This window comes from Dysgonomonas sp. ZJ709, from assembly GCF_011039195.1.
Classification (GTDB): Bacteria; Bacteroidota; Bacteroidia; order Bacteroidales; family Dysgonomonadaceae; genus Dysgonomonas.
In genome coordinates, this window is the sequence record NZ_JAAKEM010000007.1 from 140,598 (window position 1) to 155,781 (window position 15,184).

At 36.3% G+C, this 15,184-nt stretch carries 12 protein-coding genes; 3 read left to right on the plus strand and 9 right to left on the minus strand.

Annotated elements, in window-relative coordinates:
• Positions 1-14 precede the first annotated feature (14 nt).
• The 3 genes from G7Y56_RS07300 to G7Y56_RS07310 are packed head-to-tail and all read right to left on the minus strand — an operon-like array spanning position 15 to position 4,989.
• Positions 15-2,354 (minus strand): ABC transporter permease, encoded by a 2,340-nt coding sequence (locus G7Y56_RS07300; protein ID WP_165042326.1) that lies wholly within the window; start codon positions 2,352-2,354, stop codon positions 15-17.
• Positions 2,355-2,381: 27 nt separating this feature from the next.
• Positions 2,382-3,632, minus strand: coding sequence for an efflux RND transporter periplasmic adaptor subunit (locus G7Y56_RS07305; RefSeq protein ID WP_165042328.1), 1,251 nt, complete (start codon positions 3,630-3,632; stop codon positions 2,382-2,384).
• A gap of 25 nt (positions 3,633-3,657) precedes the next feature.
• Positions 3,658-4,989 carry a TolC family protein gene (locus G7Y56_RS07310; RefSeq protein WP_165042330.1) on the minus strand — a complete coding sequence of 444 codons (1,332 nt, stop codon included), beginning with the start codon at positions 4,987-4,989 and terminating at the stop codon, positions 3,658-3,660.
• Positions 4,990-5,235: 246 nt separating this feature from the next.
• Here G7Y56_RS07310 and G7Y56_RS07315 point away from each other — a divergent pair, with 246 nt between their 5' ends.
• Positions 5,236-5,886, plus strand: coding sequence for a hemolysin III family protein (locus tag G7Y56_RS07315; RefSeq protein ID WP_165042332.1), 651 nt, complete (start codon positions 5,236-5,238; stop codon positions 5,884-5,886).
• Between the two features lie 244 nt (positions 5,887-6,130).
• A complete protein-coding gene (gene fumC, locus G7Y56_RS07320; RefSeq protein WP_165042334.1) occupies positions 6,131-7,525 on the plus strand; it encodes a class II fumarate hydratase in 1,395 nt (464 codons plus the stop codon).
• 206 nt (positions 7,526-7,731) lie between these two features.
• Here fumC and G7Y56_RS07325 read toward each other — a convergent pair whose 3' ends face one another.
• From G7Y56_RS07325 to G7Y56_RS07335, 3 genes are all read right to left on the minus strand, one after another.
• Positions 7,732-8,328 carry an acetate uptake transporter family protein gene (locus tag G7Y56_RS07325; protein ID WP_165042336.1) on the minus strand — a complete coding sequence of 199 codons (597 nt, stop codon included), beginning with the start codon at positions 8,326-8,328 and terminating at the stop codon, positions 7,732-7,734.
• 148 nt (positions 8,329-8,476) lie between these two features.
• Entirely contained in the window at positions 8,477-9,223 is a 747-nt protein-coding gene (locus tag G7Y56_RS07330; RefSeq protein ID WP_165024258.1) for a TetR family transcriptional regulator, read from the minus strand.
• 248 nt (positions 9,224-9,471) lie between these two features.
• Positions 9,472-10,413 carry a hypothetical protein gene (locus tag G7Y56_RS07335; protein WP_165042338.1) on the minus strand — a complete coding sequence of 314 codons (942 nt, stop codon included), beginning with the start codon at positions 10,411-10,413 and terminating at the stop codon, positions 9,472-9,474.
• Between the two features lie 239 nt (positions 10,414-10,652).
• Here G7Y56_RS07335 and G7Y56_RS07340 point away from each other — a divergent pair, with 239 nt between their 5' ends.
• A complete protein-coding gene (locus G7Y56_RS07340) occupies positions 10,653-12,257 on the plus strand; it encodes a sulfatase (RefSeq protein WP_165042340.1) in 1,605 nt (534 codons plus the stop codon).
• 38 nt (positions 12,258-12,295) lie between these two features.
• On the opposite strand, the gene G7Y56_RS07345 is transcribed toward G7Y56_RS07340, so the two are convergent.
• From G7Y56_RS07345 to G7Y56_RS07355, 3 genes are all read right to left on the minus strand, one after another.
• Complete coding sequence (locus tag G7Y56_RS07345) at positions 12,296-12,997, minus strand: hypothetical protein (protein WP_165042342.1); 702 nt, start codon at positions 12,995-12,997, stop codon at positions 12,296-12,298.
• 87 nt (positions 12,998-13,084) lie between these two features.
• Positions 13,085-14,032, minus strand: a complete 948-nt coding sequence (locus G7Y56_RS07350; protein WP_165042344.1) for a hypothetical protein — start codon at positions 14,030-14,032, stop codon at positions 13,085-13,087.
• Between the two features lie 104 nt (positions 14,033-14,136).
• A complete protein-coding gene (locus G7Y56_RS07355) occupies positions 14,137-14,868 on the minus strand; it encodes an alpha/beta hydrolase (RefSeq protein ID WP_165042346.1) in 732 nt (243 codons plus the stop codon).
• Positions 14,869-15,184 lie beyond the last annotated feature (316 nt).

A 15,184-nucleotide genomic window follows, 5' to 3' on the forward strand; every position in this document is an offset into this window, starting at 1 on the left:
TTTGTTTCTATTATTTATTCTGTTTTTAATGCGTCAACCGGATTTTGTGATAAGACTTTTAAACTGACTCCCGATGTAACTAAAATTGCTATCAGACATTGAATCAGTAGAGGAAATACAAATACAGTCCAATCTAAAGATGTACGATTGGCAAAGTCGTTCAACCAATTTGAAGATATATAGTATACAACAGGTATTGCTACGACGCCGGCGATAATAATCCATTTGACAATATCACGCGAGAGCAATACAAATACTTCGCTATGGGTAGCTCCATTCACTCTCCTTATCCCAATCTCTTTTGTTCTGCGCATAGTAGTATATAAATGTATTGCCACTAAACCTAACATAGCAATGAATATGGATAATATTGAGCTTATTAATACAATCCTTGACTGCGTTTTAATACTATCAAATTTTTGAGTATAAACGTCTTCACTCCATGTTGGGTTAATAACAAAACCGGAATCGAATTTTCTGAATGCACCTAAAACCATTTCCAGAGCTTTAGTTCTACTTACATTTTCATCGAACTTGATATATATTCTGGAAGGTATTTCCACTCTTCTTAATGCTAAAGGCTCAATCTTGTCGGAAGGTTTTGCATAATAGAAATTCTTTACTACACCTACAATCTCTATCGATCCACTATAATCGACCACCTTCCCGACAACAGGGTATTGCAAACCCAACATATCTACAGCAGCTTCGTTCAGAATAATCTGGCGGATACTATCAGGTGTATTTTCTTTAAAGAATTCCCCTTCCGTTAATTGAAACTCTATCAATTCACTTAGGCCAGACGATATTCTATACTCATTTATAGGATGTGTTTCTTCTTTATTTTCGAACAGTCCTACAATTTGACCACTCCATCCACTACCGATAAGATGACGTCCGCATGCAACTGTCTTCACATCAGGTATAGTAAGCAACTCTTGCTTTAAAGCTTCGTAGCTTTTACCAATACTTTCATTAGCTGACACAACCAATACATTTTTAGGATTATACCCCAATGGAATATTTTCTAAATAGGTAGCCTGCTTGTTTATTACCAGTATATAAGAAATAAGAATAATTGTAACAGCCGATTGAAAAACTACAAGAACAACAGTTAATCTGCGTTTCGAAAATGTGAGTCGTTTTCCTAGTATGTCTAACGGACTGAAACGACTTAGATAAAATGAAGGATAAGATGCTGAAAGAATAACAGTCATCACAAAAAGACCAATAATACATAAAATGAATATAGGATTCATCAACTGAATAAGATCAATATCCTTATTTATAAGTTTTGAAAAATAAGGTGCGAGAATCATAGCCAAAAATAACCCTCCTATAAAAGCAATGAAAACAATAAGCGACACTTCTGAGAAAAACTGCCGAACGATATCGATCATAGTAGCTCCATTAGCTTTACGGATAGCCACTTCATTCATACGAGTCTCACCCTGAGCTATAAATAGATTGATAAAATTGATAACAGCCAAAAGCAATATAAATAAAGCCAGTGCCGACAACAACCAGATAGAAGTCATATCACTGCTTTTGCCAATACTATAAGTCGCTTTTGAATGTAAATATATATCAGTAAGTTTCTCGGTAACTCCATACCCCTTTTCACTTCCATTAAAATTAGCAACCCAAGGTTTCATTATTGAGGTATATTCTTTCTCTATAGACGCTACGACATCAGACATCGAAACATCCGATTTTATGAGATAATAAGTATAAAACTCTAGCCCGGTATAATACTTTATATAATCGAGAGATTGCATATTAGCCAGTATATCGAATGAAAAATGTGTGTTCACAGGAAGTTTTTCAACCACTGCCGAAACTGTATACTCTACTTCTCTAACGAGCAAAGTATTGCCCATCGCCTTACTTGCTCCGCCAAACATAGCATCGGCCTGCTGGCGTGTTATTACAATAGAGTTTATATTACTAAATGCCGTTTGAGGCGTGCCTTCAATAAATTTCATTTGGAAGACCTTAAAAAAATCAGGGTCAGCGGAAAGTAAATCGACATCCTGATAACGTTCGGTATTACGAATTACTTCGACTTTACCCATCGCTAATATCTGCACTGCCGATTCTATTCCTGGAATTTTCTCCGGAAGCTCAGTATAAGCTGTCCGAAGGTTTATCGGATTATAGTTTTTGCCACTTACACCTTCTCTTACTGTATTTAGTCTGATAATTCGTTCACTATTAGCGAAATGTTTATCATAACTCAATTCGTTCACGACAAATAGGATTAACATAATAGCTACTGCCAACCCGATAGCCAAGCCGATAATATTTACCCACAAAAAGAAGCGTGTTCGTTTAAAAGATCTAAGTATATTCATATTTTACTTTTAATTAGATTAATAAGGTTATTTCAGAATTAACTCTTGTACATCTCCATAAGAATCGTAAGCTGATGTGATTACTTTCTCTCCCGGTTCAAGTCCGCTGATTACTTCATAAAAATTAGGATTCTGACGACCGATAGTTATATTCCGTCTCACGGCTTTACTTCCATCTGCCGATACAACAAATATCCACTGTCCACCAGTTGTCTGATAGAAAACACCTCTTGGTATAAGCACTGCCTCAACAGGCTGACCCAGTTGTAAATTTATATAATAGGTCTGTCCGGCTCTGATATTATCGGGACGCTCACCTTCGAATACGAAATCGGTTTTGAATTGCTTTTCTCTAACTTCCGGATACACCTTGCGTACACGAAGAGCAAAGTTTTTGTCCTGACGCTCAAATGTACCATCCAATCCTGCTTTCACACGGTCTATGTAATGCTCGTCGATCATCGCTTCCACCTTATAATCGGATAAAACGCTAATCTGTCCCACTCGTCCACCGCTATTAATCGATTGACCAATTTCAACATCAAGCAAACCCAATTGTCCATCAACAGGAGCTTTAACATTCAGATTATCGACACGTTGGCGTACTAAGATCAGATTCTTGCGAATATTGTGTAAACTTTCTTCCATCTGATCGATCTGAATACCACGATAAATTGAGTCTTGTTTCTGACGTTCCACAACTAAACTGCGGCCATTAACCGCATATTCGTAATCTTCTTTAGCTTGCAGATATTCTTCTTTAGACGAAAGTTTTTCAGTGTACAATTGTTTATATTGTTCATATTTACGCTTCTTTCGTTCAACATCCATATCGAGTTGGAGCTTTTCTTTTTTAAGGTTTAATTTTTCCTGTTCCATCGAAACTTGCGTATTACGTAAAAAGTTCTGTTTCTCTGCCAATTGAGCTTCACTATCCAAAATATGGAGACTCAACATCGGATTTGTAAGTTGTATAACGATGTCTCCTCTACGCACCTCCGAACCTTCCTCTATAAGTTTTTCCGCAACCATTCCACCTTCTATTGCACTCAACTGAATCGTATTGATTGGCTGCACTTGCCCACTAATACGGACATAATCGTTAAACTGACCATGTGTAACTTCCTGAACAGTCACCCTATCCTTCTCTACATTAAGCTTGGAAGAGTGATTTCCAAATACAAGCCATATAATAACTATTAGGAATATGAGACCGCCAATAAGAAAAGGTATATGCTTCTTTTTCAGTCCTTTTTTTTGTTCAATAATTGTATCCATATATATTGTTTGTTATATTTTATTTCTACTCGTTTATAATTATAAATGGCTCACCTTTGTAATATTCGACTAATTTATGTTTCAGCTGAAATCTAAGTTTAGAATTTAATTCCTCTGCTCTAGCCTGAAGTAGTCTATTCGCTGTTATATGCAAATCGAGAGCATTTATAAGTCCCTCAATATACTTACGCTGATTTACCTGATGAGCAATATCCATAGCATCTACTTGTTTTTTTGCCTGATAATATTGATCCGCTTCTCCATTCATATCGGCTACAGCCTGTTCTATTTCACTATGCAAAGTTCGTAGTGTTTTATCGCGCTCAGCCTGCGCCATTACAACCTCAGCCTTACCACGCCTTACTTGTGCCGATCGAGAGAATCCATTGAATATAGGGATGCTGAGAGTAAAACCGACATAACGGCCTACCTTATTTCTAAATTGTTCATTAAATGAAGAATAGTTACTCCCATCCATATAACGTGAAAAGTTTGTATTATAGCCACCATCAACAGAGAGTGTTGGAAACAATACACCTTTTGCCGATTTATAGGCTAATTTTTGAGACTTCAGTTTCGACTCTGCCGCCACAGCTTTTGGGATAAATAGTCTAGATTGCTCAAAGATACTGATCGCTGTATCTTGCGATTTAACTATTAGTGGTGTAGTAGCAGAATCTGAAACATGAAGGACGTCTTCTATAGGAAAATTCATTTTCTCTTTCAGTTTTATAACTGCAATGGCCAGTATATTCTTTTGACGAGTCAGATTATAATTATTCTCAGCCTCCTGAGCCGATATTTCGGCAACATCCGGATAACTCTTTACACCGAGTTCTGCCATTCGTGTTATTTGTTTTAGCGTCTCGGTACTTTCTTCGAGTTGTGCCTCTGCTAATTTGACTAATTCTGTACTATATAATACATTGAAGAAACATTCCATTGTTTCGTAAGCTATAAGGTCTTTTACTGCCTCAAGCTCCTGTCTACCCATCAGTTTATTTACCCGTTGTAATCTTACTCTGGTGATACTCGTCAGTCCATCAAACAATATTAAAGACGAATAAAGATTGTAGTTGTTACTAAATGAGTTCACATCAGTATAGGTATTTGTCTCAGAATCGAGACCACGACCAAAATTAAAATTGGCATTCGTATTAGCATTTATGGATGGCAATAACCTTCCGATGGCTTCCAGATAATTCTGATGATAGATTGTATTCTGGGCTTCTTGTTTCCTCTTTTCCAGACTGTTTTCTACGGCGTATTGCATACACTCTTCCAGTGTCCATTCTTTTTCCTGAGCCTTACCTGTCTGGCTAATCAAAATTAAAACGATAATGTAGATGTATCTCATAAGTGGTGCTTTTACTATTTATTGAGCCAATAGCATGCCAAAACAATAATACATTTAATAATCAATTAATTACCAAAACAAAAGGTATTATATAGTGTAAATTATTTTTACACTATAGGGTGTTTTCTTTACAATTCGTATATTTTTTCATATAACTTTTGAGACGAAATATCAGCATTAATGAAATTTTAAACTGTTTATTACTTTTAAACCCTAAATTTGTATTTCTTATATAAAATATAAATGATGAGAACAAGAAATTATACACAGAGCGAAGAAACTGCAAATGCCATATCGCATGGTGTAGGTATCCTGATAGGATTGATAGCCGGATGGTTTATGATTGCTGCTGCAATACAAAACGGCGACCCATGGGCTATAGGCAGTGTCAGCATTTACCTGTTCGGTATGCTCGCTTCTTACGTTACATCTACCTGGTATCATAGTTGCAGGCATGAAAAGCGAAAAGCATTACTCCGCAAATTCGATCATAGTGCTATCTACTTACATATTGCCGGAACTTATGCACCGTTTACCTTACTTATATTACGTGATGTGGGAGCATGGGGATGGTCTTTATTCGCTTTTGTATGGGTATCTGCCATTCTGGGCCTAATTGCAAGTTTCAAAAAACTGAAAGATCATAGCCATCTCGAAACTATCTGCTTTGTAGTAATGGGTGCCAGTATTCTTGTAGCCTTCAAACCTTTGCAAGAGACATTAGCCCCTATGGGATTGATGAGCACCCTTTATTGGATAATTGCAGGAGGTGTTTCATATGTAGTTGGTGCTTTATTCTACTCTTGGAAAAAGAGGAGATATATGCATACTGTTTTCCATTTATTTGTCTTGGGAGGTAGTATATGTCATATAATGGCAATATATAGTATCTTGTAATCATGAGTTTTATATCTTTCTGTTTGTCATTCCGAAACGCAGTGAGGAATCTATGGCTGTTATTTTGCTACAGAGACAGCAGATTCCTCACTGCGTTTCGGAATGACAGATTCTTCTAAATTCAAACAAACCTATTAGTGATTTTGTTATCTATAAATCACCATTAATAGGTATTGATAAAACACAGTCTATTCGCGATCTTTACCTATACTATAATATAAATAATTCACTAATAACTATTCTTATGAAATATCGTATAGAGAAAGATACTATGGGCGAGGTGCAAGTTCCTGCCGATAAATACTGGGGAGCACAGACCGAACGTTCGAGAAACAACTTCAAAATAGGCCCTGTGGCATCTATGCCTAAGGAAATTATTCATGCTTTCAGTTATCTTAAAAAAGCTGCTGCATTTGCTAATGCAGAATTAGGTGTTCTACCTGCCGATAAAAGGGATCTGATAGCCAAGGCTTGTGACGAGATTCTGGAAGAAAAGCTTGACGATCAGTTTCCATTGGTTATCTGGCAAACAGGGTCAGGCACTCAGTCTAACATGAATGTAAACGAAGTTATATCCAATCGGGCACTTGTTTTAAGCGGTGGTAATCTAGGAGATAAAAGTCCTATCCATCCCAATGATGATGTTAACAAATCGCAGTCGTCTAACGATACATTTCCAACGGCTCTGCACATTGCAGCCTACAAGAAAATAGTTGAACATACCATACCTGCAGCAGAAAAATTACAAAAAGCTCTGGCTACAAAAGCCGAACAATTCAAAGATATTGTAAAGATAGGAAGAACTCATCTTCAGGATGCAACTCCTTTGACCTTAGGTCAGGAATTCTCGGGCTACGCTGCACAAGTACAATATTCTATTGAAGCAATAAAAGCTACGCTAGGTCATCTGTCACAGTTGGCTTTAGGCGGTACAGCTGTGGGAACAGGACTTAATACACCGAAAGGCTATGATACGAAAGTAGCAGAATATATAGCCCAATTTACAGGACATCCGTTTATTACAGCACCCAACAAATTTGAAGCGCTGGCCTCCAACGATGCAATAGTGGGTACTCATGGCGCATTGAACAGATTAGCAGTCGCACTCTTTAAGATAGCACAAGATATACGTCTTCTCGGTTCGGGACCTCGCTCGGGAATCGGAGAACTCAATCTACCGGAGAATGAGCCTGGTTCGTCCATTATGCCGGGTAAGGTTAACCCTACACAGAACGAAGCCCTAACCATGGTTTGTGTGCAAGTGATGGGTAATAACACAGCTATTACTTTTGCCGGAGCAAATGGTAATTATGAGTTGAATGTATTTAAACCTGTTATTGCAGCCAACTTCCTGCAATCGGCTCAATTATTGGGTGATGCTTGCATTTCATTCACCGACCATTGTGTATCGGGTATAGAGCCGAATCTGAAACGCATCAAAGAGCTAGTAGATAATTCATTAATGCTTGTGACAGCACTGAATACACATATTGGCTATGAGAAATCGGCAAAAATAGCAAAGGCTGCACATAAAAACGGTACAACTCTCAGAGAAGAAGCTGTGAAGTCAGGATTTCTTTCAGGTGATCAATTCGACGAATGGGTGAAACCCGAAGATATGGTGGGCAGTCTGAAATGATGAAGTAAAAATATACAGATGAAACAGCAGGAGGGTATGCCATAACTAAAATAATACAGTCAAAGTGTTACTCTTTTGTCATTCTGAACGAAGAGAAGAATCCCGACTCTTGATTGAGAGATCCTTCTCTTCGTTCAGGATGACAGAATCATACGAAAGATTACTTACGCTACATCCTCCTGCTTTATTATTATATACCTACATTTTTATTTTAGAAATGGAGTACCAACAGGCACTAATTCTTTTCCGAAAAAACTATTCAGATACTTTGCAGCCAGCACATAGAAAGTCACCAAAGAAATAGCCATTTCAGCATAAGCTGCAACACTATGCCATATGTAACCAAAACCAAAAGCATCTAAAGCCAGACCTAGAAAAAGAATTACAATTAATAAAAGCAGAAAGAACATTGCTTTCGACATTTTTAATCCTGATATAAGCAAAATAATCGTAAGAATCATATAGCCTACAAATACTGCTCCTAGCTGTTTTACATCAACTGTTGCAGCGAGGGTTTCACCTAAGCACCCTAACTTGATCAGCCAACTCATCGACATCCCAATCCAAAATAAGCCATAGGCGCTAAAAGCTGTTGCTCCAAAAAGATTGTTATGCTTAAAATCGAATATAGATGCTATGATCTGCGCCACTCCACCCAAGAACAGAGCCCAAGGCAATACAAATGCAAGACCATCTGTTAATCCTAACTTTTGAGTTGATGCCACAAGCGTTACTATCGCCAAGCCGAACAGACCAAGAGTAGTAGGGTCGGCAACTTCTACCTTTACTTTTTTAATTTCCATTATTTCTAGTTTATAATTCGGGCGCAAAAATAGTAAATAAAAGGACTCGGCAATACCTTTTACTCAAAATCAGGAATTATATAATTTCGTAATGAAAATTATTGTTCGAAAATAGGGTAATATATATTGAATGTGCAGTATTTACCTTTTATGCTAATTCGGATATTTCCTCTATACTTAATCCTGTAGATTCAGAAATTATTTCGAAGTCCACTCCTCTTTTCTTCAATTTAGAAGCAACCTCCTGCATTTGTTTATTCGGCTGAATGAGAGAAAACACCCAAGAGTAAATCTTATCTATTGTATCTACCAACTCCTTCTTGCCTTCATCTGTGCTAAAGTCTACCCCACAATAAGTGGAACTGTCTCGGTGCAAAACAAGATAATAAGTACCTCCCATTACAAGTGCAGTAAGAGCACTGAAGTTTATGTCAGTATCTTTGAACAGATTTTCGTAAAATTTCACAAACATATTGGTGTTTGCCTCCCTCAGCTTCGATGTTTTAGATGTTATCGCATTATTTTCGGATATTTCCCAAAGAATTAATTGCTGCATTCCCTTGTCCTTATACAACTCGAAAGTAACATCCCTTAAAAATTTAGTCAGAAAGATATCGTAGTTCCCACTTTTGAAATCATCAATATAATTCTCTAGAATACTATTCAACCAGAAATTATATTTTTCAACAAAGGCTTCAAACATACCATTTAAGTTACCGTACCTACTATAAATAACAGGAAGTTCAACTTTAGCTTCTTGAGAAACAGCAGAGAGTGTTACGTTACCAAAACCTCTTTCTTCAACTAAGTTTTTCACAGCATTCATTATATCCCGCTCAACTTCGTAATTGGTACGACGAATACGTTTGCCTTTTTCTCTATCTTTTTCTTCCATGACGTTGTGTTTGTAAATTCTAGACGAAGATAAATATATTATTTCCCTGAACAGACATTTTCAGCTATTTTAGGGAACGAATTAACGTATAGCCCTAAAATATATCTATACAGACTTCGAGCATTGCAGCCGTAATAGTCTTCTTTGGAGACGATATAATCGTAAAAAAAGTTGGCTTAACACTCAAATATTTGTTAACCTCAAACGATAGAAATACTTCTATCGTATTCTCTAATCTATTGCATAATTTATACAATGGTTTCTTTCAAGCTCTCTTTAATCAACTTCTCTATAACAGGAAAATGCAATTCAATATTTTTACGATCCGATGACTTTAATATTATAGCCGGTTCATTATCTAAATTACCCTTTTCGAACTCTTTGGTCTTATATTCCTTGTTCAATACCAGATACACCTGATCGCGATCGATAACGCACTTCAAGAAGCAACCATCGTCTGTCTGTTTTTTATTTATATAAGCCTTAAATCCATTTGAAGTAAAACTTATATTTTGATTACGGATATTCAAATCAAAAACCAAATATCCATAGATATCTTTTATTGTTTCAATGGCATTAGAGTCAATATCATCCACTTGCTGCATAGTAGATAGCAGTTCACTTTGAAGGATAATATCTTCTAATATATCTTTCTCTATATTCTTTGTAGACAAGCCCAGTTCTTCACGGCAATAGTCGGCAAAGCGAAATACAATCTGTTTATCGCTCGAACTAAGATTTACGATTCCTGTATCCGATGAATAGTTATTTGTAACTGTTTCATAAAAACTCTTGAACTCATAAATAGTTTTATCGCTGCCAATCATCATCATCTTCGCCAGCAAAAATTCGATCTGCATTATTTCTTTCCGAGTAATTTTCAATGACCCGTCTTCCGTTTTCTCAAAGATAGTCTGCAATGTATCAATTACCTGATTGTAAAGCAGTATCTTCTGTTCGAAGACTTTATCATTACGATCTTTTTCTTGCTCTGTTTCGGTTTGTTTTGTCAACAATACCATTGTTATAACAGCAGCGAATATAGTTCCGAAAATAGCTGCTGCGAACTCTTGCGCTGCCTTTTGACCGAGATTTTCAAACAAAGGCTCGAATGCTAGGAAAGCAGAGAATGCCATTAACAAAACAAAGAGTGCATTTCTGGCATTCTTCGAAATTGGGAATCGTTTCATAAGTGGTAAGTATTTATTTGACCAAAGGGATAATTTCTTTGAAATATGTAAACACTGTTTCAAATTCGTATTTCCATAGTATACTGTTACAATCAGAACAATTAACTTCTGTTATTGTTTGCAAAAGTTAAAAACAGCAATAATAAAGTTATTTAAATAGATGGATAAACTATTGAATATATCCTTTGAATTATCAAAACATATTTTTAGCTTTATAGCTGAATCTAAAATCATATACCATGGACAACCTTAAGAAAGCAGGATTAATCATCATCCCTATTACTCTATTCAGCCCCTACATATATGGACAGCAAGATGTACAAACTAAAAAATCGCGTCCTAATATTATCCATATTATGACTGACGACCACTCGTTCCAGACCATCAGTGCATACGGACACCCTATCTCGAAGCTTGCTCCCACTCCTAATATCGACCGTTTAGCGAATGAAGGTATGCTTTTTCAGCAAGCATTTGTTGAAAATTCATTATCTACACCAAGCAGGGCATGTCTGATAACGGGCTTATATAGTCATCAAAATGGACAACGTCAATTGGGAAAAGGGATCGATTCTACTAAAATATTCTTCTCCGAACTGCTACACGAGCAGGGATACGAAACTGGTGTTGTTGGTAAATGGCATATGCAATGTGAACCTAAAGGCTTCGATTTCTATCATATACTATGGGATCAGGGAGATTATTATAATCCGGCATTCAGAAGTAAGAATTCCAACGGAAAATATATAAAAGAAGAGGGATATGCTACAACTCTCACTACCGATCATTCGATTGAATTCTTGGAACAAAGGGATAAAGATAAACCATTCTGTTTGCTTGTACATCACAAAGCACCTCATCGCAACTGGATGCCCGAAGAGAAATATCTCGATCTGTATGAGGATGTGGAATTTCCTAAACCATCTACGTTCTACGACGACTATAGCACACGATGCTCTGCCGCAAGTACTCAGGATATGACTGTCGATAAGACTATGGAATTTGTACACGACCTCAAGGTGATCGAGCTAAAAGATACTGCTCCCTATAACAAAGAAGGAAACATAAAAGGATTCGAAAATTCACTTAAGAGAATGACTCCTTCACAACGCACAGCATGGGAAAATGCTTACCACCCAAAGAATGAAAAATTTATTAGCGATAAGCTATCGGGTAATGAATTGCTTGACTGGAAATTTCAACGCTATTTGAGAGATTATCTTCGTTGTATTAAATCTATCGATGACGAGGTAGGACGACTCATTCAATATCTTGAAAAAGAAGGGTTATTAGAGAATACAATCATCGTTTATACATCGGACCAAGGGTTCTATATGGGTGAGCATGGATGGTTCGACAAACGTTTTATGTATGAAGAGTCTTTCCGGACACCTCTTATTATCCGCTATCCGAAAGCCATAAAAGCAGGGTCTAAAACCAATGCTTTGGTACAGAATATCGACTATGCTCCTACTTATCTTTCATTGGCAGGAATAGAAAAACCGGAAGAAATGAGTGGAAGGTCGCTCGAAACTCTTTTTGAAGGAGAGAAACCCGCCGATTGGAGGGAAAGCCTCTATTATCATTATTATGACTATCCGGCAGTGCACAATGTGAGAAAGCACGACGGCGTAAGAACCGATCGTTACAAACTAATCCATTTTTATGGAGAAGGTGAGATGGCAGATGATGAAGACATTAATTGTAATGAACTATATGATCTCAAGAGTGATCCGAATGAATTAAACAATCTTTACGGGCAAAATGGCTATCAGGAAATTACAAAAGAACTGCAAGATACATTAAACAAGTATAGAAAAGATTTGAAAGTTGACGAGTTCTGATTGATCATCTTCTAAAATTCTCAACTTTATAAATTTACTTACTTGAACGTAAATGATTTTATTATAGCAGCTTTTTTCAAGAGTTCTTCCTTACTGTCGGCTCTTACTGTGACTAATACTTCATAATCGTCCTTATATGTTTTCATAAAACCCAAATAGTAAGTGCCCTGCTGATATAAGAGGATATGCCAGTTTTTCGACTTTATAGTACTAATTCCACTTTCGAAGATCGAAATATTCTTATTACTTGAAAAAGATCTGAACATTCCCTCTGCTGTTATTTTCAAATCCATAGGTTTTGGATCTTTTCTTATGGTAACAGATACCCCTGAATTGGATAACGAATAAAGACTCAGTTGAGTATTTTCTTTGGGCAAATCAGATATTATTGCATTTTTAGGGAGTTGCTTATCCTTACCTCCAATTGAAGATTGATAGTCACCAGAGGCTCCATATAGATTCATCTCCAGACCCAAAGCTGACAGATTGCATTTAAATGTATTCGTTAAATCAGGTTCAGGCAATAATACCTTTCCTATTTTGACCGAAGAGAGAGGAGCCAACTTAAAGACAGAAGAAAAAGGTTTGTTCGTATTGCTCTTTGCACGAGGTAGGCTATTGCTTTCAATCCTCATTGCAGATAAGAGATTATCTGCAGTTGAAGCATTTTTCTCTGTAATACCAAATATCTCAGTAATGTATTTGATATCATTATCAGTATAATAAAAGGTCAGTGCCACCTGATCTTTTGTTCCATATATTATAGCAGGAAATTCAATTCCATCAATTACTATGTTTCCCTCTTTCGAATATATTGCGTCGGCAGCCTACTTTCGTGCAAATTCTTCTACGTTGAAAGTAGTATTATAGAAATAGCTGCGAAAGATTAACCCAATTTCAGAATTTGGACTTCTGAACCAATTTACTATCATAGAGTTTTTTATTAGATCCACACCATCTAATTCTATTCTATTAAATACTTTATCCAGATTATCGACCTGCTTACCCGAAATCTTATATTCCCATTTTTTAGGGATCGTAATACTGTAATTGAGTTTTTCGAAATCGAATGTAGTTTCTTTAGATACACTGCCTTCCATATTCACTAATTCATCGAATATATCGGAATTTTCAGCTTTCTTACTTTCCTTATCGAAATAACCGTTTCTCAATTTATTTTCATAAGTGAGTAATCCAAGATTATACTTCTCGGCACGGAAATTTTTGATTATTTTTTCAAATTCTTTCTTGGTATTGTTATCAATATCGAAGTTGAAGCTGAAAGCATATAAATACCCATTATAATTAAGCAGATGTACCTCATGTGTTTCATCTTTTTGTTTTATTTTATAAGAAGTAGTTTTCCCGAGTTTGGTCTTAAGTGGAGATGTAAAGTCCACGAAATATGGTCGCTGAGATACTGCCATTCTTGTTAACTTAGCTTCTCCAGCCATCATACTCATTCTGAAAAAAACAGAATTATCTTTTAGAGAAAAAAGGATGTGATTATCATTCGACTCATCCAGATTTGTAATATCGAAGAAATAGTCTGTTCTGTCATCTTGCATATCTGTAAAGACATTCTTCTTAGAAGTCGGCATTGTTTTAAAACCGGCTAAAGCAGGTAATGATAAGCTTACGCCCAATTGAGGTAAATTAAAATCAGTCTTGTCTTTGTTGTGAAAAAAAAGAGGTTTAATTGTTGATTGTGCTTTTAAGTTAGGGGATAAACCAATAAGTATTAATCCGATAATAAGGTATAGCAATGTTTTCATCAAAATTCACTTTGTGTTATATCCGCTAAAGATAAATATTTTAACTAGTCTTTTTTACTATCCAATGCAAATTAAGGATTAATCTTGACTGTAAATATTGCTGTTTATTCATTCATCAGTAGAATACTGCCCAAAATAAGGCTTACAGTATCTGCTTTTTTGAGTACCATCAAATGATCGCCTCCCTGCACAGGAAAAGCATTCCGTATCAGTTCGTAAGGAAATATCTGATCGTCCGTACCATGGATATGATAAAGGTGCTTGCAATTATTATTGGGAGTCCAGTTAGTAATCTCCTTCACCGCCCATTTCACATACACTGGATCTGTATAAATCATAAATTGCGAAACTTCACTTGTAGGCATCTGATATACAAACTGATTGAAAGCATTTGTTATAAAATCGGTAGAATAATAGAGACTCATTGGTAGCCTTTCTGTCAGATTAACTCTTTTAACTGCACGAAACAGTGTCGGAATCTCCTCTTCTCGTTTGAAAGATGATATAATAATACTTTTTTCGGGTTGGAGAAACAGGCTCATTTCCTGCATTATTACCGCACCAAACGAGTAACCGACCAATGCAAAAGGAGACGAAGTATCTATTTTTTGAGCCATAGTATGAGCATACTCAGTCAAACTTTCATCGGCGCGCGGAGTATGCCATTCGATATATACTTTCTTATATCCTATGGGAAGTTTAATATTATCGAATACTGCACAATTATAACACATACCCGATATGAAATAAACATTGATGTCTATTTTCTCATCATTCCTCCTTAACCTTTTCCATAAAGATTTGAGAAGACTTAGCGAATAATTGGTTTTGCTCATATTTGCCGCCCTAATAATTGGTTTATTAGTTATAAAGATAAGACTTTTATTTTCTTAAGAAGACATAAGACACCCTTATATAATTAAAGACGACCGACATATACAAAAACAATGCGAGCCACTTCGTAGCTCGCAATAAATATATAAATTACCGTTAAGTGTCAATATGCTAAAGTAATCCCAGCACCAAATTTCATGTCACTGTCGTAATGAGTCGATGCCGAAAGATATTTAGTAAGTATATATCTGGCACCAAAAGCATATTCGATATTGGTATTGATCATACCCCATAGTCGCAAACGTTTTGTAACGGGGA

What these genes read in the sequence shown, in the direction of transcription:
- G7Y56_RS07300 (WP_165042326.1), bottom strand. Translation starts at nt 2,354, where the DNA reads ATGAATATACTTAGATCTTTTAAACGAACACGCTTCTTTTTGTGGGTA.
- G7Y56_RS07305 (WP_165042328.1), bottom strand. Translation starts at nt 3,632, where the DNA reads ATGGATACAATTATTGAACAAAAAAAAGGACTGAAAAAGAAGCATATA.
- G7Y56_RS07310 (WP_165042330.1), bottom strand. Translation starts at nt 4,989, where the DNA reads ATGAGATACATCTACATTATCGTTTTAATTTTGATTAGCCAGACAGGT.
- G7Y56_RS07315 (WP_165042332.1), top strand. Translation starts at nt 5,236, where the DNA reads ATGAGAACAAGAAATTATACACAGAGCGAAGAAACTGCAAATGCCATA.
- fumC (WP_165042334.1), top strand. Translation starts at nt 6,131, where the DNA reads ATGAAATATCGTATAGAGAAAGATACTATGGGCGAGGTGCAAGTTCCT.
- G7Y56_RS07325 (WP_165042336.1), bottom strand. Translation starts at nt 8,328, where the DNA reads ATGGAAATTAAAAAAGTAAAGGTAGAAGTTGCCGACCCTACTACTCTT.
- G7Y56_RS07330 (WP_165024258.1), bottom strand. Translation starts at nt 9,223, where the DNA reads ATGGAAGAAAAAGATAGAGAAAAAGGCAAACGTATTCGTCGTACCAAT.
- G7Y56_RS07335 (WP_165042338.1), bottom strand. Translation starts at nt 10,413, where the DNA reads ATGAAACGATTCCCAATTTCGAAGAATGCCAGAAATGCACTCTTTGTT.
- G7Y56_RS07340 (WP_165042340.1), top strand. Translation starts at nt 10,653, where the DNA reads ATGGACAACCTTAAGAAAGCAGGATTAATCATCATCCCTATTACTCTA.
- G7Y56_RS07350 (WP_165042344.1), bottom strand. Translation starts at nt 14,032, where the DNA reads ATGAAAACATTGCTATACCTTATTATCGGATTAATACTTATTGGTTTA.
- G7Y56_RS07355 (WP_165042346.1), bottom strand. Translation starts at nt 14,868, where the DNA reads ATGAGCAAAACCAATTATTCGCTAAGTCTTCTCAAATCTTTATGGAAA.